The 24,484-nt window shown below is 67.8% G+C and carries 23 protein-coding genes; 20 read left to right on the top strand and 3 right to left on the bottom strand.

Annotated features, from left to right (window positions below; all coding sequences use genetic code 11):
- Window positions 1–49 precede the first annotated feature (49 nt).
- The 12 genes from AB0H50_RS23395 to AB0H50_RS23340 all read left to right on the top strand — a co-directional run bounded on the left by AB0H50_RS23395 (window position 50) and on the right by AB0H50_RS23340 (window position 13,192).
- Window positions 50–517: a hypothetical protein gene (locus tag AB0H50_RS23395; protein WP_357456999.1), complete on the top strand. Its 468-nt coding sequence runs from the start codon at window positions 50–52 to the stop codon at window positions 515–517.
- Window positions 518–617: 100 nt separating this feature from the next.
- Complete coding sequence (locus tag AB0H50_RS23390; RefSeq protein WP_357456326.1) at window positions 618–1,781, top strand: polyprenyl synthetase family protein; 1,164 nt, start codon at window positions 618–620, stop codon at window positions 1,779–1,781.
- Entirely contained in the window at window positions 1,778–3,043 is a 1,266-nt protein-coding gene (locus AB0H50_RS23385; RefSeq protein ID WP_357456323.1) for a hypothetical protein, read from the top strand. The genes AB0H50_RS23390 and AB0H50_RS23385 overlap by 4 nt, the downstream gene beginning before the upstream one ends.
- A gap of 58 nt (window positions 3,044–3,101) precedes the next feature.
- Window positions 3,102–4,115 (top strand): fatty acid desaturase, encoded by a 1,014-nt coding sequence (locus tag AB0H50_RS23380; RefSeq protein ID WP_357456320.1) that lies wholly within the window; start codon window positions 3,102–3,104, stop codon window positions 4,113–4,115.
- On the top strand, window positions 4,106–4,942 hold the full coding sequence (locus AB0H50_RS23375) for an isoprenylcysteine carboxylmethyltransferase family protein (RefSeq protein ID WP_357456317.1): 837 nt from the start codon (window positions 4,106–4,108) through the stop codon (window positions 4,940–4,942). The genes AB0H50_RS23380 and AB0H50_RS23375 overlap by 10 nt, the downstream gene beginning before the upstream one ends.
- A gap of 145 nt (window positions 4,943–5,087) precedes the next feature.
- On the top strand, window positions 5,088–6,095 hold the full coding sequence (mvk, locus tag AB0H50_RS23370) for a mevalonate kinase (RefSeq protein ID WP_357456314.1): 1,008 nt from the start codon (window positions 5,088–5,090) through the stop codon (window positions 6,093–6,095).
- A gap of 43 nt (window positions 6,096–6,138) precedes the next feature.
- Window positions 6,139–7,188: a diphosphomevalonate decarboxylase gene (gene mvaD, locus AB0H50_RS23365; RefSeq protein WP_357456311.1), complete on the top strand. Its 1,050-nt coding sequence runs from the start codon at window positions 6,139–6,141 to the stop codon at window positions 7,186–7,188.
- Window positions 7,185–8,279 (top strand): phosphomevalonate kinase, encoded by a 1,095-nt coding sequence (locus AB0H50_RS23360; protein ID WP_357456309.1) that lies wholly within the window; start codon window positions 7,185–7,187, stop codon window positions 8,277–8,279. The genes mvaD and AB0H50_RS23360 overlap by 4 nt, the downstream gene beginning before the upstream one ends.
- Window positions 8,276–9,361, top strand: coding sequence for a type 2 isopentenyl-diphosphate Delta-isomerase (gene fni / locus AB0H50_RS23355; protein WP_357456306.1), 1,086 nt, complete (start codon window positions 8,276–8,278; stop codon window positions 9,359–9,361). The genes AB0H50_RS23360 and fni overlap by 4 nt, the downstream gene beginning before the upstream one ends.
- Complete coding sequence (locus tag AB0H50_RS23350) at window positions 9,358–10,416, top strand: hydroxymethylglutaryl-CoA reductase (RefSeq protein ID WP_357456303.1); 1,059 nt, start codon at window positions 9,358–9,360, stop codon at window positions 10,414–10,416. Before fni ends, AB0H50_RS23350 begins: the two co-directional genes overlap by 4 nt.
- Complete coding sequence (locus AB0H50_RS23345) at window positions 10,413–11,585, top strand: hydroxymethylglutaryl-CoA synthase (protein ID WP_357456300.1); 1,173 nt, start codon at window positions 10,413–10,415, stop codon at window positions 11,583–11,585. Before AB0H50_RS23350 ends, AB0H50_RS23345 begins: the two co-directional genes overlap by 4 nt.
- A gap of 8 nt (window positions 11,586–11,593) precedes the next feature.
- Window positions 11,594–13,192 (top strand): NAD(P)/FAD-dependent oxidoreductase, encoded by a 1,599-nt coding sequence (locus tag AB0H50_RS23340; RefSeq protein WP_357456297.1) that lies wholly within the window; start codon window positions 11,594–11,596, stop codon window positions 13,190–13,192.
- Between the two features lie 117 nt (window positions 13,193–13,309).
- On the opposite strand, the gene AB0H50_RS23335 is transcribed toward AB0H50_RS23340, so the two are convergent.
- Window positions 13,310–14,131, bottom strand: coding sequence for a class I SAM-dependent methyltransferase (locus AB0H50_RS23335; protein WP_357456294.1), 822 nt, complete (start codon window positions 14,129–14,131; stop codon window positions 13,310–13,312).
- 215 nt (window positions 14,132–14,346) lie between these two features.
- On the opposite strand from AB0H50_RS23335, the gene AB0H50_RS23330 reads away from it, so the two are divergent.
- The 4 genes from AB0H50_RS23330 to AB0H50_RS23315 all read left to right on the top strand — a co-directional run bounded on the left by AB0H50_RS23330 (window position 14,347) and on the right by AB0H50_RS23315 (window position 16,923).
- Window positions 14,347–14,994 (top strand): HEAT repeat domain-containing protein, encoded by a 648-nt coding sequence (locus tag AB0H50_RS23330; protein ID WP_357456291.1) that lies wholly within the window; start codon window positions 14,347–14,349, stop codon window positions 14,992–14,994.
- Window positions 14,988–16,016, top strand: coding sequence for a MerR family transcriptional regulator (locus tag AB0H50_RS23325; protein ID WP_357456288.1), 1,029 nt, complete (start codon window positions 14,988–14,990; stop codon window positions 16,014–16,016). The genes AB0H50_RS23330 and AB0H50_RS23325 overlap by 7 nt, the downstream gene beginning before the upstream one ends.
- Window positions 16,017–16,071: 55 nt before the next feature.
- Window positions 16,072–16,728, top strand: a complete 657-nt coding sequence (locus AB0H50_RS23320) for a GNAT family protein (RefSeq protein ID WP_357456285.1) — start codon at window positions 16,072–16,074, stop codon at window positions 16,726–16,728.
- Between the two features lie 72 nt (window positions 16,729–16,800).
- Window positions 16,801–16,923 carry a hypothetical protein gene (locus tag AB0H50_RS23315; RefSeq protein WP_357456283.1) on the top strand — a complete coding sequence of 41 codons (123 nt, stop codon included), beginning with the start codon at window positions 16,801–16,803 and terminating at the stop codon, window positions 16,921–16,923.
- A gap of 634 nt (window positions 16,924–17,557) precedes the next feature.
- Here the strand turns inward: AB0H50_RS23315 and AB0H50_RS23310 are convergent.
- Window positions 17,558–18,412, bottom strand: a complete 855-nt coding sequence (locus AB0H50_RS23310; RefSeq protein WP_357456281.1) for a LuxR C-terminal-related transcriptional regulator — start codon at window positions 18,410–18,412, stop codon at window positions 17,558–17,560.
- Between the two features lie 224 nt (window positions 18,413–18,636).
- On the opposite strand from AB0H50_RS23310, the gene AB0H50_RS23305 reads away from it, so the two are divergent.
- Together AB0H50_RS23305 and AB0H50_RS23300 are read left to right on the top strand one after the other, a co-directional pair.
- Window positions 18,637–19,143, top strand: coding sequence for a hypothetical protein (locus tag AB0H50_RS23305; protein ID WP_357456278.1), 507 nt, complete (start codon window positions 18,637–18,639; stop codon window positions 19,141–19,143).
- A gap of 460 nt (window positions 19,144–19,603) precedes the next feature.
- On the top strand, window positions 19,604–21,343 hold the full coding sequence (locus AB0H50_RS23300) for an amidohydrolase family protein (protein WP_357456274.1): 1,740 nt from the start codon (window positions 19,604–19,606) through the stop codon (window positions 21,341–21,343).
- A gap of 11 nt (window positions 21,344–21,354) precedes the next feature.
- On the opposite strand, the gene AB0H50_RS23295 is transcribed toward AB0H50_RS23300, so the two are convergent.
- Window positions 21,355–22,311 carry a LysR family transcriptional regulator gene (locus tag AB0H50_RS23295; protein WP_357456271.1) on the bottom strand — a complete coding sequence of 319 codons (957 nt, stop codon included), beginning with the start codon at window positions 22,309–22,311 and terminating at the stop codon, window positions 21,355–21,357.
- A gap of 64 nt (window positions 22,312–22,375) precedes the next feature.
- Between AB0H50_RS23295 and AB0H50_RS23290 the strand changes: the two genes are divergently transcribed.
- Window positions 22,376–23,515, top strand: coding sequence for an XdhC/CoxI family protein (locus tag AB0H50_RS23290; protein WP_357456268.1), 1,140 nt, complete (start codon window positions 22,376–22,378; stop codon window positions 23,513–23,515).
- 76 nt (window positions 23,516–23,591) lie between these two features.
- Entirely contained in the window at window positions 23,592–24,482 is an 891-nt protein-coding gene (locus AB0H50_RS23285) for a xanthine dehydrogenase family protein subunit M (RefSeq protein WP_357456265.1), read from the top strand.
- The last annotated feature ends 2 nt before the right edge of the window (window positions 24,483–24,484 follow it).

The raw sequence follows: 24,484 nt of genomic DNA, 5'->3' as shown, positions 1-24,484 counted from the left end.
GCTATGTCGATGGATGACTATCTGGTTGCGGCGGTGTCTGGGGTGAATGATGGACGGGACGCATCGGCTGTTGAGCAAGACCGTGTGGGACGACTACGGATTGCGTGACGATCTGCACGTTTACGTGAACGAGCACCCGGCTGATCCGGACGGCGTGTTGGTTTTGGACGAGACCGGATCCTGGAAGTACGTTTCGACGACCACGGGCGGTACGTGCGATGATGGCCTTGTCGCACAGACTTTTTCACAGACATCGACATGGCTCGCCCGCGGTTTCGGAAGCGAACGACCGCGGATGTTCGACGGGGCGGTGACCTCGCCGCCGACCGGCCCATGGAGCACTCCCGGCGGCTGGGGCCGCGAACAACTCGCTCGGCGCCCGCTCGCGCCGCATTTCGACGGCGAGCACGCAATCACCTCTCACCTGCGCTGCACACTCACCCGGACCAGCGACGACGACCTGCACCGGCGTCGCGGTGGCGATGTCGCCACACGCCGCCGGACAGCCACCTCGTAACGACTTCGACGACCGAGTAATTCAACGCCCGCCAGGCTCGTCGTCGCCTGTCGCATGCCCGACTCCGCCGCCGTTACGACACGTAAGGAGCCCTCCGCCAATGGACAATCCCACGTCACCGTCAGGACATCAGCAGGACGAGCAGTTGGTGGCGGCCATGTCCGGACGGTCCAGCACCGCGCACGCGGTCGTGGACAACCGGACGCTCGTCACCGCCCCGGCGTCGAACGGACATGCCAACAGCGCCGCCGCCGCGACCCCGGATGTGGCCGCGGCGGCGGACCAGGTCGACGCCCAGCCGATCGCGCCGATCTACCAGCCGGCGATGATCACCGAGCGCATGCGCGAAATACTCGTCACCGGAAGCGATTTCGACGACATCTACCGGCACGTCCTGGCTGCCCCAGGTAAGCGGGTCCGGGCCCGCCTGGTGCTGGACTGCCACCGCCTGTTGCCCTCGGCCGTGTCCACGTCCGAGGCCGACGCGGTCGACTTGGCCTGTGCGATGGAGATGTTCCACGAATCGTCGCTGATCCACGACGACATCTGCGACAGTTCCCTGCTGCGGCGCGATTCCCCCTCGGTGCCCGCGTTGTTCGGCATCCGCACCGCCGCTCGCGCCGGATTCCATATGGCGGGCACCGCATTACAAGTGTTGGCGCGGGTACTGGAGGACAATCCCGTGGTCTGCGCGCATCTCGGTGAGGCTCCCGGCGTCACCTATCTGGACCGCATCTCGGATCTCTCGGCCGGGCAGCTCGTGGAGACCATGGCGCCCGACGTCGACGATGCCGCGCTGCGCAGGCACTACGAGGTCGTCGCCGGCGCGAAGACCGGCACGCTGTTCCGGCTGGCCTGCTCGTACGGCGGGACGGCGGGCGGCGTCGACCACGACCGGCTGCGCGCCCTGATGCGGTACGCCGAGCAGTTCTCGCTGGCCTTCCAGATCATGGACGACGTGCGCGACGTCGAGGGCGACCCCGCGCTCGGCAAGGAGGCCTGCGGCGACCTCGACCGCAGGGTGCCGACCTGGCCGGTGATCGAATGGCTGGCGATCCGGCCCGATGCTCGCGAAATGTGGCTCTCCGAGCAGACTTCCAGCGCCGACCTGCAAGCCGACCTGGTGCGCAGCGGCGCCACCAAGGCCGCTCACGACGCCGCGATCCGCGCCGCCGAGACGGCGTGCGAGGCCCTCGAAGTGTTCCCGCCCACTCCCGCGCGGGGCGACCTGCGCGATCTAGCACTACAGGTGGTGTCCCGATGACCGCAGGACGATTCGGCATCCTCGCCCATGGGCTGCGGAACCTGCGCCGCGCGCCCGATCTCGCCGCGTTGCGGGCGGCGGACTCGCCGGAGGAACTGGCCCGGCTTGCGCTGATCCCGGCGGCCAGGAACATGGGCATCGCCATCGGCTTCCTCACCCCTGACCTGCGGGCCGAGGCCACCGCGGCCCTACTGGCCTGCCGGGTGCTCGACGCCTACGAGGACCTCATCGACCGTCCGCTGGCCGGCAGCGCCGTGCGAACCGCCGCCGGGTATCTCAGCGGCAGCACCGACGCACCGCCGCCACCGCCGGACCGGGTCACGGTCCGCGACAGCGAAGCCGTCGATCTCGTTCTGGCAGAACGCATCAGGGACATTCGGGCGCTGGTGGCGGCGCTGCCCGCCGCGGGACGTGAGCGGGTGGGCGGGTTGCTGCTCGACATCGGCGATGTGATGGCCCGCAACCTCGATGGCACCCTGTCGCGGGTGCTCTACGGCGAGGGCGTGCTCGGCCGGGTCACGCATTACGCGTGCGCCCTGGTCGCGCCGGAGGCCTGTGCCGAGGACGATTTGCGCGAGCTGGCCGGATGCGTCGGCGTCATCGCCCAGTCCGCCAACGACCTGCGCGACGGCGAACTGGACCTCTACGGTGTCGCCGACCGCAAGGAACTGACCCAAGTGGTGATGTTGCGGCTGCTGGCGCCTGCGCTGGGCGGATTCGCGCTGCTGGCCAGGCTCGGCCCGCATACACCGAGCGCGGGCGCCCGCGCGGCGATGGCGTACATGACCATCACGACGACCGGTTTCCTGTGCACCGCCGTCGGGGCCCCGGCGCCTTACCGGCGGCCGGTCGGCGCGGCCGCGCTGGCCGCCTGGTCACCCGCCTACTGGACCAAGATGGTCGAGCGGGTACAGCGATCCGCCGACGGGGCGATCCACCGCGTGCTGGACACCTCGACCGAACTCGGTACCGGTTCCGAGGCCGCGGCGGGGCTGCTCGGTTCGGTGGACCCGCGCGCGCTGTCGCCTTCGATGGTGCCGCTGATCGTCGACACCACCTTCGCGCTAGTGCGGTCGCTGCCGGAAGAACGGCTGACGGGCCGGCTTTCCGCCGCGGACATCCGCACCATGATGATCGCCGACCACTTGGCCTTCGGCGCCCTGGAGCGGCTGCCACCCCACAGCGCCGAGGCGATGCGTGCGCTCGCCACGAATTTCCAACTCGCCGCCCTCGAAACGACAACCCCTGGAGATCGCCCGTGACCAGTGCCTCAACTCATCGCATAGGAACGCCCGACACCGATATCCGAGGAGATCGACCATGACCACCGTGCCAACCCGTCCCGGCGACGGAACGCCAGCGGCGTCCGACCGGCCGCCGTTCAGCCGCCGGGTGCTGAAGCTCGAGCACCCGGCGAATGTCGGCCCGCTGCTGCACATCGTGGCCTGGGTCGTGCTGCTGTCCTTCGGCCTGTTCGTACCCTTCGCCACGAACTGGTACCTCGCTGTCCCGCTGATCATCCTGCTGACCCTGCTGAACTTCTCGCTCACCATCGGCGTGATGCATATGCATACGCATCGGGCGCTGTTCGTGTCGCGCAGGATGAACCGGTTCGTGGACATCATGTGCTGTCTGCCTGCCACGCTGACCTCGGCGGAGATGCGCGAGGTGCACGTGCTCAACCATCACCGCTTCAACGACGGACCGGGCGACGTCACCTCCACCGAGGGCATGGAGCGCGGGATGGGCGCCGTGTGGTACTGGATCAGGTACGGCACCATCGTCAAGAACCACACCATGCGAATGATCTTCGCCGCCAACCCCTCCGAGGGCCGACGCAAGCGTCGCCACACATTCGTCCTCGACCTCACGCTGGCCTTGGCGCTGCCGGTGGGTATCTGGTACGTCGCGGGCTTCGAGCGGTTCGCGCTGTTCTGGGGCCTGCCGTTCCTGATCACCCAGGTGAACTCCGGATACTTCGCCTGGCTGACCCACGCGCCTGCGCGGGTGTTCGAGGACGACCCGAGCAAATCGCTGAACACGGCGGGTAACTGGCTGAACTTCTTCATCTTCAACCAGGGCTACCACAGCGTGCACCACCGTTACCCGGGCGTGCACTGGAGCCAGATCCCCGACAAGCTCGACTTCATGCGGCAGGTCGACGCCGCCGTCATCGTGCCCTACTGGATGACGATCAACTCGGCGTGGCGCCTTGCCCGGACCGATGGCTTCCTGACCGCGCCCTACGGCGAGCGGTGGAAGACCAAGCTGGACAAGCGGATGGAGGAGGGCACGGTCCGCATGCGGTTCCTGCCCTGGTTCGCATGGATCTGACCACCACGCGGCATTCGGTTCGGGGCGCGCTGACGGACCGCCGCCGGCTCGTCCCGTTCCTGCTGGCCTTCGGCGTATACGGCGTCGCCGGGGTGACCGTGCCCCTGATGCTGTTGTTCGCCGGAGGCTGGTGGCTGCCGAAGACCGTCGACGAGGGACCGCACCTGGCGACCGGTCCGGCTCTCGCGATCGACGTGCTGCTGATCGCGCTGTTCGGCTTGCAGCACTCGGGCATGTCGCGGCCCGCGTTCAAGGCGTTCATCACCCGCTGGGTGCCCGAGGCCCTGGAGCGCACCGTCTACATCGTGATGGTCTGCCTGGTCGTGTGGGTCCTCTGCCTGGCTTGGCAGCCGCTGCCGCAGCGGATCTGGTCGGCCGACGGCGTCGTCGGGATCGCGCTCGACGCCGGATTCTGGCTCGGCTTCGTGCTGGTGTACGCGGCCACCCTGCTGCTCAACCACTTTCACCTGCTCGGCATCAGCCAGGCCTACCGCCACTACGTGATCCAGGTGCCCGACGCGACCATGGACCGTCTCCAGGTGCACGGGCCCTACCGCCTGGTCCGCCATCCGCTGATGACCGGCCTGCTGCTCTCGTTCTGGTGCGCGAGCGACATGACGGCCGGGCATCTGCTGTGGGCGGTCGGGATGACCGGCTACATCCTGCTCGGCACCTTCTTGGAGGAGCGCGACCTCGTCGCTCGCTTCGGGGCTGCCTACCGCACCTATGCCGCGCAGGTACCCGCCTTCTTCCCGTCGCCGTTCGGCCCCTCGGCCCGGGCCAGTCTCCGCCAAGCCCTTTTCCGCCGTTCGGATCAGCAGCCGTGACGGCCGATTCGCCCTCGGCCTGAACAGATTTCGCAGACAGTCCCACTGTCGCCGCACACCGACGTGTCTGCGCACCGTCCGCCACCGCGCGTCCCTGTCCGGGAACACGCCGGTGGTCCCTGCTCGAGTTTGGAGATGAATCGACGTGAACAGCGATCGCGTTCGCGAGGGCAGCAGACCCACCGCCGAGAGAGCGGGGGAAGGGCACGGCACCGGTCGCGCCCATGGCAAGGCGATCCTGCTCGGCGAGCACACGGTGGTCCACGGCACGCCCGCCATCGCGTTTCCCTTGCCCGCGCTGTCGGCGCGCGGGGTCGCTCACCGTGATCGTCCGGGGGTTGCGCGGGAGAACCTTGCGGGACAGCACTTTCGGTTTGTCGCGGGCGGCATCGGCACCCAGGAGCGCGCCTCGTCCGGGGCGCATGTTGCCGTCGAGGAGGCGTTGCGGCGCTGGGGCTTGGCCGGCGAGGTGGTCGAGGTCGCTCTCGACTGCGAGATCCCGCCTGCGCGCGGACTGGGATCCAGTGCCGCGTGCGCGGCCGCCGCGGTGCGGGCGGTCGCCGATCTCTACGACCGGACCATCGACTCCGACGCCCTCTACGAGGTGGTGCAGTGCGGTGAACAGTTCGCGCACGGCCGGGCCAGCGGCGTGGACGCCAGCACCGCGGTGGCGAACGGACCGATCTGGTTCCGGACTGGTGCGGCGCGCGAGCTGGCCATCGGCCTGGACGCCACGCTGGTGATCGCCGACACCGGGGTATCGGGCGCCACGCAGCATGCGGTCGCGGCCGTCCGCCGCAAGCTCGAGACCGATCAACGGGCAGCCAAGCGGTTGCTCGAACGCGCGACGGACCTGGTCGAGTCGGCCGCGGCGGATCTCGCGGCCGGTCACGCCGAGTCGCTGGGTAAGACACTGCTCGAATTCCAGGAACTGCTGACCGAACTCGGCGTCAGCACACCCGAGATCGACACCCTCGTCACCGCCGCGCATGACGCAGGCGCGTTCGGCGCGAAACTCACCGGCGGCGGCCTCGGCGGATGCGTCCTCGCCCTCACCGACACCGGCGACGACGCCGCGCGGGTGCGTGCGGCGCTGAGCCGAGCAGGCGCGGCGCGGACCTGGATCGTCCCGACCAGAGGCGCACAGCCATGACCGATACCCGATTCCCCTCGACACCGGAGCTCGAGACACGCCAATGACATTCACACCTGGAGCACAGCTGGCCGATCCGCTCGCGAACCGATTCGGCGACGACGCGGCGACCGCTGTCGCGCACCCGAATATCGCCTTGGTGAAGTACTGGGGCAAACGCGACGAATCGTATTTCCTTCCCGTCACGGGAAGCCTCTCGATGACACTCGACATCTACCCGACCACGACAACGGTGCAATTGAGTGCGGAATCGGCCGACACGGTCGTGCTCAACGACCGTCCTGCGGTCGGCGAGGCGTACACCAGGGTGGCGCGGTTCCTGGATCTGGTGCGGGCGCGGGCAGGCCGCGACGAACACGCCGATGTCGTTTCCACCAACGCCGGGCCGACCGGCGCGGGCCTGGCGTCCTCCGCGAGCGGCTTCGCGGCGCTGGCCGTCGCGGCGGCCGCCGCCTACGGGCTCGACGCCGATGCCCGCGCGCTGTCGCGGCTGGCCAGACGGGGATCGGGATCGGCCTGCCGGTCCATCTTCGGCGGGTTCGTGGTGTGGCACGCCGGGGAGGGCAATGGCGAAGCGGGGGATGCGAGTTCCTACGCGGAACCGATCGACGGCGACGCGCTCGATCCGGCTCTGGTCGTCGCCGTCGTCGACAAGGCCTCCAAGGCGGTGTCCAGCCGGGAGGCGATGCGGCGGACCTGCGACACGTCGCCCTTCTATCTCCCGTGGGCCGACTCGTCCAGGATCGACCTCGCGGAGATGCGCAAGGCGATCGCGCGCCGCGATCTGCCCGCGGTCGGGGAGATCGCCGAGCGCAACGCCCTTGGGATGCATGCCAGCATGCTCCTGGCCAGGCCGTCGGTGCGATACCTGTCGCCGCAGTCGGTCGCGATCCTGGATTGTGTGCTGGCGTTGCGTGCGGACGGCACCGCCGCGTACGCGACCATCGACGCCGGACCGAATGTCACCGTGTTGTGCGCCCGGTCCGACGAGGAGCGGGTGATCGCCGCCCTGCGCGAGGTCGGCAACGTCGTCGACATGCCGGTGGCGCATCTCGGCCCCGGCGCTGCCCTCGTACCGGACGGCGGACGATGATCACCTGTCGCGCCCCGGGCAAACTGTTCATCGCAGGGGAGTACGCCGTCGTCGAGCCGGGGCGCCACGCGGTGCTCACCGCGGTCGACCGCTACGCGACGGCCACGGTGGACGAGACCGGTGACCAAGTCACGACGCTGCATTCGGATCTCGACGGTGGAGTGACGTTGTCCTGCGGGCGCATCGGCGACCGATTGGTCCCGTCGACCGCCGATGGCGTTGTGCCGCCGAACTTCACCTACGTCTTCGCGGCGGCCGCGATCGTCGAACGGCTGCTCGCCGAGCGCGGTATCGCGGCACGCTCCTACCGGCTGAGCATCAGCACCGACCTCGCCGACGAGGACGGGAGAAAGCTCGGCCTCGGTTCCAGCGCGGCCGTCACCGTGGCCACCGTCGCGGCATTGGGGCAATTCCACCGGCTCGACCTGAGCCCGATGGACCGCTACCGACTGGCAATGCTGGCCACCGTGTCGATCAACCCGCGCGCCTCCGGCGGCGACGTGGCGTCGAGCACCTGGGGTGGCTGGATCGCCTACTGTTCCCCCGATCGGCAGCAAGTATCCGAGCTGGCGGGGGAGAGCGGGGTGGACGCCGCACTCCGTGCGCCGTGGGCCGGGCTGTCGGTGCGCCCGCTGCCGACACCGACGGGACTCGCGATGCAGGTCGGCTGGACCGCCAAGCCCGCCTCGACACCGAAAATGGTCGCTGGGCTGCGCGACAGGAATCTCGGCGCGCACGCCGACTTCGTGTCACGCAGCGATCACTGCGTCCAACGACTCACCGCCGCGCTGGAGGCCGACGACTCGCTCGGCATTCGGGCCGAAATCGACTGTGCTCGCGAACTTCTCGTCAACCTCGATACACAAGCGCAGTTGGGCATCATGACGCCGTCGCTGCGTGCGCTGTGCGAGGCGGGCGAGGCGGTCGGCGCCGCGGCCAAACCCTCCGGCGCGGGCGGCGGCGACTGCGGCATCGCGCTCATCGAACGCACCCGCCGCGCGGCGATCACCGAACTCACCGGCCGCTGGGTCGCCGCGGGCATCCGGCCGCTGTCGCTGCGGACACATCCATTCGAAGGGGATCGCCGATGACCGCCAGCCGCAAAGACGATCATGTTCGGCACGCCGTGAGTCAGCAGCGCGACGCAGGCCCCAACGACTTCGACTCGGTCACCTTCGTCCACCACGCCCTCGCCGGCATCGACGGCGACGATGTGTCGCTGGCCGTCGACGTCATCGGCAAGCGGTGGGACACACCGCTGTTCGTCAACGGCATGACCGGCGGCAGCGAACACACCGGAGAGATCAACCGGCAGCTGGCCATCGCCGCCCGCGAGACCGGAATCCCCATCGCATCCGGATCGATGAGCGCCTACTTCCGCGATCCCTCGGTCGCAGGCACCTTCCGTGTGCTGCGACAGGAGAATCCGCACGGCTTCGTCATGGCGAACGTCAACGCCACCGCGACGCTGGACGAGGTGCGGCGAGCGATCGATCTGCTGGAAGCCGACGCCCTCCAGATTCATCTCAACGCGGTCCAGGAGATCGTAATGCCCGAGGGGGACCGGTCTTTCGGGTCGTGGGCGCACCAGATCGAGCACATCACCGCCAACACGCCGGTGCCGGTGATCGTCAAAGAGGTCGGGTTCGGTCTCAGCAGGCCCACCGTCGCCTGGCTGCGCGACGCCGGGGTGGCCGTGGCCGATGTCGGCGGCCGCGGCGGCACCAATTTCGCGCGCATCGAGAACGATCGGCGCCCCACGGCGGACTTCTCCTTCCTGAAGGACTGGGGCCAGTCCACACCCAACTGCCTGGTGGATTGCGCGGGCGTCACCGGGATCGATCTCTTCGCCTCCGGCGGCATCCGCTCACCGCTCGATATCGCCCGCGCATTGGCGTTGGGCGCCAACGCGACCGGGGTCGCGGGCCGCTTCCTCGAGACGCTGGTCAGCCGCGGCACCGACGCCTTGGTCGAGATGATCCGCACCTGGCTCGATCAGCTGCGGCAGATCCTCACCGTGCTCGGCGCATCCCGTCCGGCGGACCTGGCCGGTAGCGACCTGCTGATCACCGGCGACGTGGCCGCGTTCTGCCGGCTGCGCGGTATCGACCCGGCCTCCTATGCCCACCGGAACCTCTGGTGGAACGAATCGGACAGAAGGAATCGCCCATGAACGACACGGATTTCGCTGCGGTGCCGCTGCGGTGGGTCGGCCCCCTGCGCATCACGGGCAACATTGTCGACGACAGTGTCGACGTCCCGCTGGCCACGTACGAAACGCCGCTGTGGCCCTCGGTCGGTCGCGGCGCACGGATATCGACGCTGACCGAGAAGGGTGTGGTGGCCACCCTCGTCGATGACCGCATGACCCGCTCGATCTTGCTCGAGGCCGACGACGCCTACACCGCCCACACCACCGTCGGACAGCTCCGAGACCGGTTCCCCGAACTACAGGAGGTGGCCGCGGGCAGCAGCCGGTTCGCCAAGCTCATCGACCTGCACCACCAGATCACCGGCAACCTGCTGTTCCTGCGCTTCGAATTCACCACCGGCGACGCCTCCGGCCACAACATGGTCACACTCGCCTGCGACCACCTGATGAACCACATCCTGGCCACGCGGCCCGGCCTGCGGTATGTCTCGATCTCCGGAAACTACTGCACGGACAAGAAGGCGACCGCGGTCAACGGGATACTCGGCCGCGGCAAGAACGTCGTTACCGAACTGCTCGTCCCCCGCGAAGTGGTGGTGAAGCGGCTGCACACCACCGCCCGCCAGGTGGTGGAGCTGAACATCCGCAAGAACCTCATCGGCACCCTGCTGGCAGGCGGAATCCGTTCCGCCAACGCGCATTACGCCAACATGCTGCTTGCCTTCTACCTGGCCACCGGGCAGGACGCCGCGAACATCGTGGAGGGGTCCCAAGGCATCACGCACGCCGAGGACCGCGATGGGGACCTCTACTTCTCGTGCACGCTGCCCAATCTCATTCTCGGGACGGTGGGCAACGGCAAGCATCAGAGTTTCGTCGACGACAACCTGACCCGCCTGGGTTGCCGCGCTGATCGCGATCCCGGCTACAACGCCCGGCGGCTGGCCGTCATCGCCGCGGCCACGGTGCTGTGCGGCGAACTGTCGCTGATGGCGGCACAGACCAACAGCGGCGAATTGATGCGCGCCCATACCCAATTCGAACGGTCCACCGTAAGCAACGGAGTACAGCCATGACCAGCACGCCGGTCGGAATCCACGACCTTTCCTTCGCCACCACCCACTACGCGCTCGACCACGGGGTGCTCGCCGAGCGCCTCGGCGTCGATCCCGACAAGTTCTACCTCGGCATCGGCCAGGAGAAGATGAGCGTCGCCGCCGCCGACGAGGACATCGTCACCATCGCCGCGGCCGCCGCCAAACCCATCCTCGACCGCCACGGCGTCGACAACATCCGCACCGTGCTGCTGGCCACCGAAAGCGGTGTCGACCAGTCCAAAGCGGCGGGCCTCTATCTGCACCCGCTGATCGGCCTGCCGAACACCGCCCGCGTCGTCGAGCTCAAGCAGGCCTGCTACGGCGGCACGGCCGGACTGCAATTCGCCGCGGGACTCATCGCCCGCGACCCGTCGCAGCGCGTGCTCGTCATCGCCGCCGACATCGCCAAGTACGAACTCGACACCCCCGGCGAACCGACCCAGGGCGCCGCCGCGGTCGCGATGCTCGTCAGCGCGAATCCGGCGATCCTGGAACTGGAACCGCACTCCGGGATCTACAGCGCCGACATCATGGACTTCTGGCGCCCGAACTACCGCACCGCCGCCATGGTCGACGGCAAGACCTCCGTCAACGCCTACCAGAAGGCCACCCAGGAAGCCTGGACCGACTACCGGCGCAACGGCGGACGCGACCTCACCGAGTTCGCCGCGTTCTGCTACCACCAGCCGTTCACCAAGATGGCCTTCAAGGCGCATCGCCACCTCCTGGAGAGCCAGGGGCACACCGCAGAGCCCGCCGAGATCGATGCCGCGATCCACAACACGACCATCTACAACCGCACGGTCGGCAACAGCTACACCGCGTCGCTCTACCTCGGTCTGGCCTCGCTGCTCGACCACACCGACGATCTGACCGGGCGGGCGCTCGCCTTCATCAGCTACGGTTCCGGCAGCGTCGCCGAATTCTTCAGCGGCACAGTGCAGCCCGGCTACCGCGAGCACCTGCGCACCGACGCGAACCGGGATGCCATCGCCACGCGCATCGCGCTCGACTACGACCGCTACCGCGTGCTGCACGAAACCGAATCGCCCTCGGACGGGATGTATCACGCCATCCCGGAGGAGACCGGTCGCCCGTTCCGGCTGGCCGCCATCTCCGGTCACAAGCGCATCTACGAATCCCGATGAGGTCCGGTATGAGTCAGAGCATCGCGAATGGGCACGCGCCCGACGCTTCCCGGCGGCACACGGGTGTCCTCATCATCGGTAGCGGACTGTCCGGACTCGGCACGGCCGTGCGGCTGAGCCAGGAGGGGTACACCGATTTCCTGGTCATCGAGCGTGGCGACGACGTGGGCGGCACCTGGCGGGTCAACACGTATCCCGGTGCGGGCTGCGATGTTCCTTCGCAGCTGTACTCGTATTCGTTCGCGCTGAATCCGGAATGGTCGCGGTCGTTCTCACCGCAGCCGGAGATCCATCGGTACATCCAGGGCATCGCCGACCGGTACGGGGTGCGTGACAAGCACCTCTTCGACTGTGCGATGACGAGCGCCCGGTGGAACGACGCGGACAGCCGATGGGAGGTCGAGACCACGCGCGGCGGATTCACCGCCGACGTCGTGGTCACCGCGGCCGGAGTGCTCGCCGAGCCGAACCTGCCCGATATCAAGGGAATTCACACGTTCGAAGGCGAGATCTTCCATTCGGCGCAGTGGGATCACGACGCCGATCTGTCGGGTAAGCGCGTCGCCGTCATCGGCACGGGCGCGTCGGCCGTGCAGATCGTGCCCTCCATCGCGCCGCAGGTCGCGCACCTCGACGTGTACCAGCGCAGCGCGGCATGGGTATTCCCGCATCTCACCCGCGCGTACCTGGCGCCGGAGCGATTCGCCTTCAAACATGTTCCGGGACTACAGCGATTGATCCGCGGGCTGATCTACGCGAACCGTGAACTGTTCGTGATCACCCAGGCCAAGTACCCGGCGACGGCGCGGCTGCTCGAGCTGATCGCGCGCGTGAAATTGTGGTGGGAGGTCCGCGATCCCGCGCTGCGCAAGCGGCTCACGCCCACCTTCCGTGCGGGCTGCAAGCGCCTGCTGGTCTCGAACAAGTTCTATCCGGCGCTGACCCGCGACAATGTCGACCTCGTCACCGACGGCATCGAGGAGATCCGCGGGAGCTCGATCGTTTCGACCGACGGTACCGAACGCGAGGTCGACGCGATCGTGCTGTGCACCGGCTTCCAGGTCGCCAATTCACCGACCTACCGCATGTTCACCGGCAGGGACGGGCGCACCCTCACCGAGGAGTTCGAAATCGACGGGCTCCAAGCGTACAAAGGCACGACCGTCGCGGGCTTCCCGAACCTGTTCACCATGCTCGGCGCCAACTCGGGGCTGAACTACACCTCGCTGATCTACGTCATCGAATCCCAGATCGCCTATGTCATCGACGCTCTCGCGACGATGGAGAAGCAGAGCCTGCGGACGTTCGAGGTCCGGCAGGAGGTGCAGGACGAGTACAACCGGGGCGTGCAGCGGAAGATGGCGCGCAGCGTGTGGATCACCGGTGGGTGCACCAGCTGGTTCCTCGACCGGCACGGCAACAACCCGACGCTGTGGCCGGACTTCAGCTTCCGGTTCCGGCGGATGCTGCGGAAGTTCGATGTCGAGAGCTACAAGACTACGAATTGCGTGTCGACACAGGGTGATTCGCCAGCAGTAACCGCGCCCGCCGCGGTGTCCGCCAGCGGGAACGGCGTTGCCGACTCGGTAGATCACAAGCTGGCGTAGCGACGCGGTTCGCCGAGCGCGCCGACCCGTAGGTTTCTTCGATACGGGCGGCCGCGAGGTGGACTCGGCATGGCCGTCTGCTCCTTGCTCGGAACCGACGCCGACCGATAGCGCGGCTCAGAACGCGAAGCGGTTCATCACGTCGTACTTCCTGGCCGATGTCGCGGACATCAGCCGGTACAGCAGCCGAAGCCGCGCCGAGGGGATCCTTCTGTAGCTCGCCAACGGGGAGGTCTGTTCGAGGAAGCGCAGCCGCGGATTCCAGCGCTCCAGCTCGCGGACGTCACGGATGCCCCAGGTGACGACGCCTTTGCTGACCACCTTCGACAGGCGCGGACCTGCAGGCGACAGCGTGTCGAAAAGGAGCTCCCCGCCGGTGAATCGATCCGTCAGACGCTGAATCAAAGCGCGCACCTGGGCCTCCTGGAGGTACATGAGCAAGCCTTCGGCCACGATCAACGCGGGCCGGTCGGCCGGAGTCCCGTCGAGCCAGTGCGCGTCCGTCACCGACGAACCGATCATTCGATAGCCGGCGCGATCGTCGTACAGCTTGCGCCGCAACTCGATGACCTTCGGCTGGTCCACGTCGAACCACCGTGCCTCTCGCGGCGGATGCAGCCGGAACGCCCTGGTGTCCATTCCGCACCCCAGATGCAGCACCACGGCGTTCGGATGGCGTCCGAGGAAGTCCGCGCTCCAGGTGTCCAGCTGCGCTGCTCGCAGGGCGACCAGCCACTGGTTCGCCCACGGCTGCATGTACCGGCGCATCCTGGTCCAGTCGTAGTCGATCCGATCCACCGCCTCCGCGGCCGCGTGATCGCCGAGAATCGTTCGCGGCGAACGGCTTTCGCAAGCGCGTAGATACAGCGTCCCGAGGTTCGTCCACTCCACCGATCCCCACCGCACCTCGCCGAAATCGACCTTGCCCTGCTGCGCCATCAACGCCTCCCGGATGTGCGGTACTCGATCGTGTCCTTGCCTGTGTCGTGAATGAGCCGATGTTTCGTCCGAAAGGTTATGCCACATGAGCATTACCACCTGTTCCCGCCACTCGGCCGGACCGGCGGGTGTACTTGACATTGTCACTGTGTGAAGGTCTTCACTGGCTGCCGGAGGTGGTCCCCATCAACTCGACACACAGGAATCCACAGGACATGCGACTGCTCGATGCCTTGGCGGCCGGGAACTCGTCGACTCGGCTCGAGGCGGCTCTGGCAGTCGGCACGCATCCCGATCCCGGTTTCGTCGATGCGCTGGTAGAACGGTGCGCGATCGAGCCGGACTTCTTCGTGCGCGACATGCTCACGTGGGCGCTCACCCGTCTCCCATCGGAGATCACGGTTCCGAAACTGCGGGCGGAGCTCCGTTCCGAGCACGCTCAGGCCCGCAGCCAAGCGTTGCACACGCTGTCCAAGATCGGCGACCCGAGCGCGTGGCAGGCGATCACCCGATCGTTGCTGCACGATGCCGACGACGAAGTCGCGCGGAGTGCATGGCGCGCTGCCGTCGTTCTCGTGCCCGACGGAGCGAAGGAAGGACTGGCCGCGGAGCTGGCCGGGCAACTCGGGCGCGGTGACCGGGAGGTACGGCTGAGTTTGAGCCGTGCGCTCGTCGCGCTCGGCGACGTGGGCGAGCCCGTCCTCCGGACGGCGATGGCAAGTCACGACCCGATGGTGCGGGCGCATGCGCGCGCCACGGAGCGGCTCCTGCGCGACCCGGATGCCGGATTCGACCTCGCGGTCGATCAGGCGAGACGGGCAGTCGCACTCGGTCCGGACCGGGAGGAGACGAGCGCGTGCTGATCGGTGAAGTGGCGCGCCGCTCGGGGGTGAGCGCCCGGATGCTCAGGCACTACGACTCCCTCGGGCTGGTACGGCCGACCGGCCGCACCGTGGGTGGCTACCGGGAATACTCTCCCGAGGACATCCGGCGGATCTTTCACGTGGAGGGGCTGCGTTCCCTTGGACTGTCCCTGAGCCAGATCGGACGTGCTCTCGACGATGCCGGATTCACCCCGTCCGCACTGGTCGGCGACCTCATCCGAAAGACCGAGGAACGACTGAACCGGGAACGAGAACTCCTCGAGCGGCTCCGGGCGGTCGATGCGGCCGAGCCGTTCGGCTGGCAAGACGTCCTGCGTCTCATCGAGCTCCTGCACGGACTCGATTCGCAGAGCGCCGCCCGGCGGCAGCAGGCAGTCCTGGCTCCGGCCGAGGACGTCTCGGTACCCGCCGAGCTGCTGGCCGAGGCGGTCCTCACCGAATCCGATCCGAACGTCGCCGGTGCCCTGCGGTGGGCCCTCGCACGGGCAGGCGGTGACGGTGCGGTGAGTGTGGCATCCGGCATGGGCTCAGAAGACGTCGACGTCCGTCGGCGCGCGGTCCTGGCGCTGGCCGAGCTACCTGGCGACGAGGCGACCGCGGTGCTCACGGACGCGCTCGGCGACGCGGACGCGACGGTCCGCAGACACGCTGCTCTCGCACTGGGTGCGCGTGGCGTGACCCTGGCTGTGCCGGAACTTGTCGCCACGGTGGTCGAGGGCCCGAACGATGTCGAGGCGGCCGAGCTCTTGGGAACGCTTGCGCGCGACGCGAACTGGGCAGACCGGATCATGGGTGCACTGGTCGACGAGCTCACCGCACACACAGCGGACTCGGCGGTGCGGATACGACTCACCCAGGCACTCGCCGAGATGCCGGGAACCATCGCGCTGGATACCCTCCGGCAACTGGCCCGCGACGATGATCGGGCTGTGGCCCTGCTCGCCTCGGCCCTCGTGGCAATGCTCGAAGAACGGCCGGACGACGAGCTGGGGCAAACCTAGAACCGCCGCGAAACCCCGTGGCCGCGAATGCTGACCAGCGGCCATGATGGCGGGCATGAGTCTGATGAAGCACTGGCCCCTGGCCGGATTGCAGGTGCGGACGCCGCGCCTGGAACTGAGGATGCCCGGTTTGGAGGACCTGGGCGCACTTGCTGGGCTGGCTGCTGAGGGAGTGCATGATCCGGCGGTGCAGCCGTTCACAGCGGCGTGGACGGATGCAGGGCCGGACGAACGTGCGCAGCGGGTGCTGCGGTGGCACTGGCGATGCTGGGCCGACTGGCAGGTCGACGCGTGGGCACTCAACCTCGTCGTGTTCCGGGACGGGCAGGTGGTCGGCACCCAAACGATCAGCGCGAAGAACTTCGCCGTCTGCTCCGAGGTGAACACCGGATCCTGGCTCGGGCGAACCCACCACGGCCAAGGCATCGGAACAGAGATGCGAGCCGCGGTCCTGGAGCTGGCCTTCGCGCACCTCGGGGCCGGCTCGGCGGTATCGGGTGCGTTCGAGGACAACCTGGGCTCGCACGGCGTCTCTCGCAAACTCGGGTACGAGCAGGACGGGCTCGAGGTGCACGCGGTGCGGGGAAAACCGACGGTGATACGACGGTTGCGCCTGACCCGCGCTCAATGGGAAGCCCATCGGGGCGTGCCGGTGGAAGTGACCGGGTTGGCGGAGTGCCTGCCGCTGTTCGGAGTCCGGACCGAACCGTGACGCCACCGTGCGGACGGCGCGTCGACCCGGCGGTTTGATGCGAGAATGCACATTCGCGCGGGGAGACAACCGATGGCGCTGGACGTGGCGATGCTGACCGAGGACACGCTCCCCGATGAGGAATTGGCCGACCGGCTGCGGGCCGCCGGACTGTCCGATGTCGCCTGCGTCGTGGATCGGACGCGGCAGCGGTGATCACCGGGAAGCCGGTGGCGGATGTCTGAGCCGAGCCCGATCCGGGTTCTGCGCGGCGGTGTGCGGCTGCGGGACGCGGTCGATGCGTTCCTGGTGGCGATCCCTGTGGCCAACACTTGCCGCGGCTACGGCATCGCCCTGAGGCGTTGGTGCGTGATTGGGTAGGCGCGAAACCGCCACTGCCCCACAAGATAAGGCCCTGCACCGACACATTTTCGGCGATCGGCGCTCCGGCACCTGGTTGTGCAAGTGAAGTTGGGCGTCGTCGTTGATCGGTGGAATGCGGTGTCAGGTGTGGCGGGCCGGAGGGATCGTGACAGTGAAAAGTGAAGTCACTTGTCGGGTGTGGGTGTTGTCGTGTTCAGTGGCCAGCAGACCCAGGGCTTCCGGGTGAGTTGAGGGTGAGTGTTCCGCTGTCGGTGTCGAGTTCGGCGATTGTGCCTAGCGGTGCCGCGTATGGATCTCGTCCGTGACCGATTTCCAGGCCGCCGAGGATCGGCCGATAGGCGAGCGGACCGAGCCTGCGCAGCACTTCCGCGCAGGCATCAGCACTGGTTGCCGAGTCCGCTTCACGCAATGCGCGCCCGTTGACCAGCTATCACCCGAACTTCGTTGGATTTTCGGCGATTTGCAGTCAGGAACCCCAGCGTGAGCAGGGCGACCACGGCGACCCCATCGAGGGACGAGAAATGTGGGCTCGTTCAGCGTGCGCGGAGGGCGGCTCGGCGTCCGGATTCGGTCGGGTTGCGGGGACGAGGCCGAGGCTGTGCGCTTTGCGCAGCGCCGAGACACGGTCGTGCACACCGAGTTTGCGGTAGAGGTTCTCGGTGTGCTTGGTCACGGTCGCCGGCGTGATCACGAGTCTGGTGGCGATGGCGCGGGCGGTCAGGCCTTCGCACAGCAAGGTCAGCACCGCCAGCTCCCGCGGAGTGATCTTGTATTCGCCGGGGTCGGCGGGGCCCCGGTAGGCGAATACCGATGTCTCGTGAGCTTGGACCGTATCGAGCAGTGATCTGGCGAGCGCGGCGTATTCGAGGTCGCGATCGCTGAACCCGAGACCGCTGCGGCTCATGATGACACCGCGGATTCGTCCCGGCCCCGCGGACAGCGGCAAGGCGAGCTGGCGGTCGATGCCGATGGCTTCCTTGCCCGCCCGGTAGGCGTCGCCTTTCCACCAGCGGTCGTCGGCGACCTCGTCCATGGTCAGCGGTGTCGTGTCCCGGGTGTGCGCGTAGTGCCGCAGCAGGGGGTGGGATCGCATGTGTGCGTGGATGAGTGCGTCCAGCGGGGCTTCGTGCAACCAGTCAGGAGACCCGGTCAGCGCGTGACCGGTGCCCGCGTTCCAGTCGAGGTCGATCAGGACGGCCAGGTCACACGGTAGGTCGGCGGTGAGCCTCGCCATCAGCAGCGGCCACACCCGGACCGGCTGTTTCGCGGTGATGATCTCGAGCGCGAGATCGTGGATCCTTCTGGCGTCGCCCCCTGGCATCCCCTGCACTCCAGCATTGTGCACCAACGGATTCCGCATATCAGCCGAAAGGCAGGGCCGCTATACGAGGTTCTGCGTATGGCGGCTGCCACGACGCGAAATCTACCGTTGTACTGCACGTAATCAGTTGGCCGACAAGCACTTTCGAAGCGATTTCGGGTCGGCACTACCACGGAGGCTGTCTCATGTCCGAAAATGCACGTTCTCGTCGCCGGCGCCGCGCAGTGTCGGCTTCGCTCCTCGCTGCCGCGGGACTCGCCGGGACCGTCCTCGCTGCCGCGCCCGCCGCGCACGCGGACACGGTGTCGCTCTACCCGCTCAACACGTGGTGGAATCCGGAGCGCGGCGACAATTTCAGCACCGGAAACCTCGACGACGAGAACAGCGCCGTGGCCGCGAACTACCTGCCCATCCGCAAGGAGGCGTTCGTCTACGAGACCCAGCAGCCGGGTACCGTGCCGCTGCACCTGTTCTGGAACAACGGCCGCCAGGACAACTTCAGCACCGCGACGCAGGTGGGAATCGACTCCGCCTACAGCGCCGGCTACACCTACATCGGCATCCAGGGATACGTCAACACCGCCCAGGAGCCCGGCACCCGCCCGCTCTACCTGTTCTGGAGCGAAGGCCGCCAGGACAACGTCCTCGCTGCCGATCAGGCCACCATCGACTCCGCCTACAGCGCGGGCTATGTCCTCATCCGCACTGAGGGCTACGCGCCGCACTACTGAGACCGGGACAAATACCCAACCCAGGGTTCGATTGGCCGTTGCGACAGAGCCCGCCCGATGGCCGGGCTCTGTTGCAGGAGTTCCCCTTCGAATCAATTCCCTTCCGACACCGAATGCCTGCCGCGCCGCCTCCATGATGCGTGCACGGGCAACCGCATCTGTTCGTCGCGCAGTGAGCGTCGGCGGGCTGGTTCCCCAGGGTGTCGCCACACGCTAGACGCCGAGTCACTCACTAGACACAGTGTCAAGCCAGTGCTAGCGTGTGCCACATCACGCCCGGCCCGGTCCTGGTTGATCGTCAGCCGTACAGGAGAGTGATCGCCCGCATGCTGGGGTGATCACGGTGAAACCCTTGCCGCGCAACACAACCGGCAAAGTCAGTCCGGGCGAGATACCGATTCGGGGCGTGGCTCGCGCGGTGACCGCGGGCCGTGGCCGAGGGGAGTAAGGAGAGAATCCCATGTACGACGGCATCATCAAAGGTGGGCGCTGGTTCGACGGAACCGGCGCCCCCTCGGCGATTCGTCACATCGGCATCCGCGACGGGCGGGTGGCGATCGTCTCGGCCGAGCCGCTCGACGAAACCGGCTGCGGCACTGTCGTCGACGCCGACGGCAAGTGGGTGATCCCCGGCATGATCGACATCCACACCCACTACGACGTGGAGGTGCTCCTGGACCCGGCGCTGTCGGAGTCGGTACGACACGGTGTCACCACCGTTCTGCTCGGCTCCTGCTCGCTGTCGGCGGTGCACGTCGACCCGGAGACGGCGGGTGATCTGTTCGGCCGGGTAGAGGCGATTCCGCGCCCGTATGTCATCGAGGCGGTGGCCGATCACAAGACCTGGCGCAGCGCCCACGAGTACGTCGAGGCGTTGGAGCGGTTGCCGCTGGGCGCGAATATCGCCAGCTTCCTGGGACATTCGGATATCCGGGCTGCCGAACTCGGACTCGACCGCGCCACCCGCCACGATGTGCGGCCCGAAGCAGGCGAACTGGCGGCGATCGAACGCAAGCTGGTCGAGGCGCTCGACGCGGGATTCGTCGGAATGTCCTCCCAGCAGTTGCTGTTCGACAAGCTCGACGGAGAGCTGTGCCGGTCGCGGACATTACCGTCGACCTTCGCCACCAGCCAGGAACGAAAGCGGCTCAACACGATCCTGCGCGAACGCCATCGTGCCCTCCAGGGCGGCCCCGACGTGGCCCGCCCGCAGAGCCTGGTCTCGATGGCGGCCGCCACGCTCGGCATCTGGCGCAAGCCGCTGAAGACGAGTCTGCTGTCGGCCGCCGACATCAAGGCGATTCCCGCGATCGCCACCATCTTCCCGGTGGTCGCGCGGCTGCTCAACGCGCTGGGTGGCGACTTCCGCTGGCAACACCTGCCGGTCCCGTTCGAGGTGTACTCCGACGGCATCGACTTGCCCGTGTTCGAGGAATTCGGTTCCGGCGCAGCCGCATTGCACTTGTCGAACCAGCTCGAGGAGCGCGGGCAGCTGCTGCGCAGCGAAGGCTACCGGCGGCAGTTCCGGAAGGACTACGACAAGAAATATGGGCCGCGGGTGTGGCATCGCGACTTCTTCGACGCCGAGATCGTCGAATGCCCCGACCGGGCGGTGATCGGCAAGACCTTCGGGCAGGTCGGGATGGAGCGCGGCGGCGTGCATCCGGTGGATGCGTTCCTGGACTTGGTCGTCGAGCACGGCGGCAAGGTGCGCTGGCGCACCACGATCTCCAACCACCGCCCCCATGTACTGGACCGGTTCGCCGCCGATCCCGGTGTCCAACTTGGATTTTCAGATGCGGGCGCGCACCTGCGCAACATGGCCTTCTACAACTTCGGCCTGCGGCTGCTGCGCCGGGTGTACGAGGCCGAGCTGAAGGGCCGGCCGTTCATGACGATGGAGCATGCGGTCCACCGCGTGACCGGCGAGCTCGCCGACTGGTACGGACTGGAAGCCGGGCACCTGCGCGTCGGCGATCGGGCCGACGCGGTCGTCATCGACCCCGCGCACCTGGACGGCAGCCTCGACGCCTACGCCGAGCACCCGGCGCCGTACTTCGGCAACCTGTCCCGGATGGTGAACCGCAACGACGACACCGTCACCGCGGTATTCATCGGAGGCGCCTATGTATTCGGCAACGGGCAGGCCGCCCCGATCCTCGGCGACCGGCGCACCGGCCAATTCCTCCGTGCCGCCTGAGCGGCTTTCGTTCAACTCCACAGTGTCACATGCACTTTCGGCCGGAACCGGGTGACACCTACGCCGGAGCCGCGGATCATCGCCTGGATGCATCGAGGGGTGGTGATGAACCGCAACAGTTCCGACGCCGCGGGCTGGCGGGAATCGGGCGGCAAGGTGGTGGCGCACCACTCGTCGGACACCTGAAGCCCGGGTCCCTTGAGGTGGATCAACCGACCGGCCGCGAGGTCGGAGGAGACGGCGAAGCCGATGGTCAGGGTGATGCCTCCGACCCTGCGGACCTCTTCCAGCGCGGCGGCGTCGCTCTGGAAGATCCGCTGGTGTGATTCGGGAACAGCCAACTCGCGCAGCATCGTCGCGATGTGCCCGTCGACGCTGCCCGCACTCGGGCCGAGCATCCACTGTTGCTCCCGCAGCAGCGCCGGATGCGGTGCGGCGCTCGCCAGCGGGCTGTCGGGTCGCGCGACCGCAATGAGCTGATACTTCAGGAACGGCCGGGCGGCGACGGTCGTGTCGGCGCCGTCCGGTCCCGGTCCCAGCGCGATGTCCACCGCGCGTGTCTCGATCAGACCGCGGAACTGGCTGGTGGGATGCACGCTCAGCTCGACCGACAGATCCTTGGCCCGCGCCGCGAACAAATCGATGAGGCCGGGCGCAGCATGCTCGGCGAACGCACTCGATGCCGCGATGCGCAACAGCCGCCTGCCGTGCGCCGCTTCGCTCACCTCGACAGCGGTCTGATGTTGCAGTCCGAGAATCTCGATCGCCCGGCTGGCCAGGCGCAATCCGCCTGGCGTGAAGGCGAGACCGGCCGCCGCGCGAACGAACAGCGGGTCGTCGAGCTCTCTGCGCAGCTGGGCGATGTGCAACGAGACACCGGCGTCGGACATCCCCAGCTCTCTGGCCGCCGCGTGGACGGAGCCGAGCCGCACCACGGTCGAGTAGGCCCGAAGCTGGGCGGGCGTCACGATCCGAGTCTAGTTTGGTGGTGGACGCAGTGCCTACAGCCGCATCGCGCCCGGAGGACGCATCATGCAGGACGTGCTCACGGAATTGATGACAACGTGGAACGCCGGGGGCACGGCGGGTGTCGCGACGGTAGTGCGGACCTTCCATTCGGCTCCGCGACCGCCCGGCGCGGCCATGGTCGTCGCGCCGGACGGGACGGTCGGCGGTTCGGTTTCCGGTGGCTGCGTCGAAGGCGCGGTCTACGATCTCGCCACCGACGTGATGCGGACCGGCAGGCCGGTGCTGGAGCGGTACGGCTTCTCCGACGACGACGCGTTCGCCATCGGCCTCACCTGCGGCGGCATCATCGACATCTTCGTCGAAGCGATCTCGCGAGAGACGTTTCCGGAACTCGGCGAGGTCGCCGCGGACATCGTCGCGGACCGGCCGGTCGCCATCGCGACCGTCATCGAGCACCCCGACACCGCCCGGGTGGGGCGACGGCTGCTGATCCGGCCGAGCGCCGCGCACGGCACACTCGGGTCGGCGCGCGCCGACGACGCGGTGATCGATGACGGACGCGGGCTGCTCGCGGCGGGCCGGAGCGAGGTGCTGTCCTATGGCCCGGACGGGCAGCGCCGCGGCGAGGGCATGGCGGTTTTCATCGCCAGTCATGCCCGGCAGCCGCGGATGCTGGTGTTCGGGGCCATCGATTTCGCCGCCGCCGTGGCGCAGCAGGGGTCGTTCCTCGGATACCGGGTCACGGTGTGCGACGCGCGGCAGGTGTTCGCCACCTCCGCCCGGTTCCCGACCGCCGACGAGGTCGTCGTCGACTGGCCGCACCGCTACCTGGCCGCGCAGATCGCGGCGGGCGCGGTCGATTCGCAGACCGTCGTCTGCGTGCTGACCCACGATCCCAAGTTCGACGTTCCACTGCTCGAGGTGGCCCTGCGCGCGCCGGAGATCGGCTATGTCGGCGCCATGGGATCACGCCGCACGCACGACGAGCGCATGTCCCGGCTGCGCCAGGCGGGCCTCACCGACGAGCAACTCGACCGGCTCGCCAGCCCGATCGGACTGGATCTGGGAGGGCGGACACCCGAAGAGACGGCGGTCTCCATCGCGGCGGAGATCATCGCGCGTCGCTGGGGCGGGCAGGGCCGTTCACTGACCCGAATCGGCGGACGGATCCACCACGGCGCGCGCGAACGGCGAATTAAGTGATTACTTAATCCGGTCTTGACGTGGGCGTCTGTGGGGCAGAGGCTTGGGTTCTTCCCGATGATGTGAGGTAGATCACATGCAAGTCCCAGGGCCATTCGAATACGAACGCGCGACGGGCGTCGACCACGCCATCGGATTGCTGGACCGGCTGGGGGAGGAGGCGCGCATCATCGCGGGCGGGCACAGCCTCCTGCCGATGATGAAGCTGCGGCTGGCCAATCCGGAATATCTCATCGACATCAACGACCTGGCTGCCGAGCTGGGCTACATCGTCACCGATCCCACCCTGGTGCGCATCGGTGCGATGGTCCGGCATCGGAACTTGCTCGAGTCCGACCGCCTCGCTGCGGTGTGCCCGATCTTCCGTGACGCCGAGCGGGTGATCGCCGATCCGGTGGTGCGCAACCGCGGCACGATCGGCGGTTCGCTGTGCCAGGCCGATCCCGCGGAGGATCTCACCACGGTCTGCACGGTCCTCGGCGCCACCTGCCTGGTGCACGGACCGTCCGGCGAACGGGAGATCGCGATGGACGACTTCCTCGTCGGTCCGTACGAAACCGCCATGGCGCACAACGAACTTCTGATCGAGATCCGAATTCCCTTGCGGCACCGCACATCCAGTGCCTACGCCAAGGTGGAGCGACGGGTCGGAGATTGGGCGATCACGGCGGCAGGCACGACGGTGACACTGAACGGCGGGGCGATCGCGGCCGCGCGAATCGGTCTGACCGCCGTCGATCCCGATCCGGCGGCGCTCGCGGGCGCGGCGGACGCGCTCATCGGCAAGCCGCCCACCGAGGAAGTTTTCGCGGAGGTGGGCCGCCGAGCGAGCGCAGCGTGCTCACCTGTCTCCGACGCGCGCGGGAGCGCGGACTACAAGCGCCACCTCGCGTCCGAACTGACGATTCGCGCGCTGCGCACCGCGGTCGAGCGCGTACTGAACGAATCAGTGCCGAAAGGGAATTAGCC

The organism is Nocardia sp. NPDC050793, assembly GCF_040654065.1.
In the GTDB taxonomy this organism is placed as follows: domain Bacteria; phylum Actinomycetota; class Actinomycetes; order Mycobacteriales; family Mycobacteriaceae; genus Nocardia.
Note: the sequence above shows the minus strand (reverse complement) of the source record. Positions and strands in the feature narration are given on the sequence as shown.

Coding starts and splice junctions, on each gene's coding strand:
- AB0H50_RS23360 (WP_357456309.1), top strand. CDS start 7,185: ATGATCACCTGTCGCGCCCCGGGCAAACTGTTCATCGCAGGGGAGTAC.
- AB0H50_RS23380 (WP_357456320.1), top strand. CDS start 3,102: ATGACCACCGTGCCAACCCGTCCCGGCGACGGAACGCCAGCGGCGTCC.
- AB0H50_RS23390 (WP_357456326.1), top strand. CDS start 618: ATGGACAATCCCACGTCACCGTCAGGACATCAGCAGGACGAGCAGTTG.
- AB0H50_RS23335 (WP_357456294.1), bottom strand. CDS start 14,131: ATGGCGCAGCAGGGCAAGGTCGATTTCGGCGAGGTGCGGTGGGGATCG.
- AB0H50_RS23385 (WP_357456323.1), top strand. CDS start 1,778: ATGACCGCAGGACGATTCGGCATCCTCGCCCATGGGCTGCGGAACCTG.
- AB0H50_RS23345 (WP_357456300.1), top strand. CDS start 10,413: ATGACCAGCACGCCGGTCGGAATCCACGACCTTTCCTTCGCCACCACC.
- AB0H50_RS23290 (WP_357456268.1), top strand. CDS start 22,376: ATGCAGGACGTGCTCACGGAATTGATGACAACGTGGAACGCCGGGGGC.
- AB0H50_RS23285 (WP_357456265.1), top strand. CDS start 23,592: ATGCAAGTCCCAGGGCCATTCGAATACGAACGCGCGACGGGCGTCGAC.
- AB0H50_RS23350 (WP_357456303.1), top strand. CDS start 9,358: ATGAACGACACGGATTTCGCTGCGGTGCCGCTGCGGTGGGTCGGCCCC.
- AB0H50_RS23320 (WP_357456285.1), top strand. CDS start 16,072: ATGAGTCTGATGAAGCACTGGCCCCTGGCCGGATTGCAGGTGCGGACG.
- fni (WP_357456306.1), top strand. CDS start 8,276: ATGACCGCCAGCCGCAAAGACGATCATGTTCGGCACGCCGTGAGTCAG.
- AB0H50_RS23375 (WP_357456317.1), top strand. CDS start 4,106: ATGGATCTGACCACCACGCGGCATTCGGTTCGGGGCGCGCTGACGGAC.
- AB0H50_RS23340 (WP_357456297.1), top strand. CDS start 11,594: ATGAGTCAGAGCATCGCGAATGGGCACGCGCCCGACGCTTCCCGGCGG.
- AB0H50_RS23315 (WP_357456283.1), top strand. CDS start 16,801: ATGGCGCTGGACGTGGCGATGCTGACCGAGGACACGCTCCCCGATGAG.
- AB0H50_RS23395 (WP_357456999.1), top strand. CDS start 50: ATGGACGGGACGCATCGGCTGTTGAGCAAGACCGTGTGGGACGACTAC.
- mvaD (WP_357456311.1), top strand. CDS start 6,139: ATGACATTCACACCTGGAGCACAGCTGGCCGATCCGCTCGCGAACCGA.
- AB0H50_RS23310 (WP_357456281.1), bottom strand. CDS start 18,412: ATGCCAGGGGGCGACGCCAGAAGGATCCACGATCTCGCGCTCGAGATC.
- AB0H50_RS23300 (WP_357456274.1), top strand. CDS start 19,604: ATGTACGACGGCATCATCAAAGGTGGGCGCTGGTTCGACGGAACCGGC.
- AB0H50_RS23330 (WP_357456291.1), top strand. CDS start 14,347: ATGCGACTGCTCGATGCCTTGGCGGCCGGGAACTCGTCGACTCGGCTC.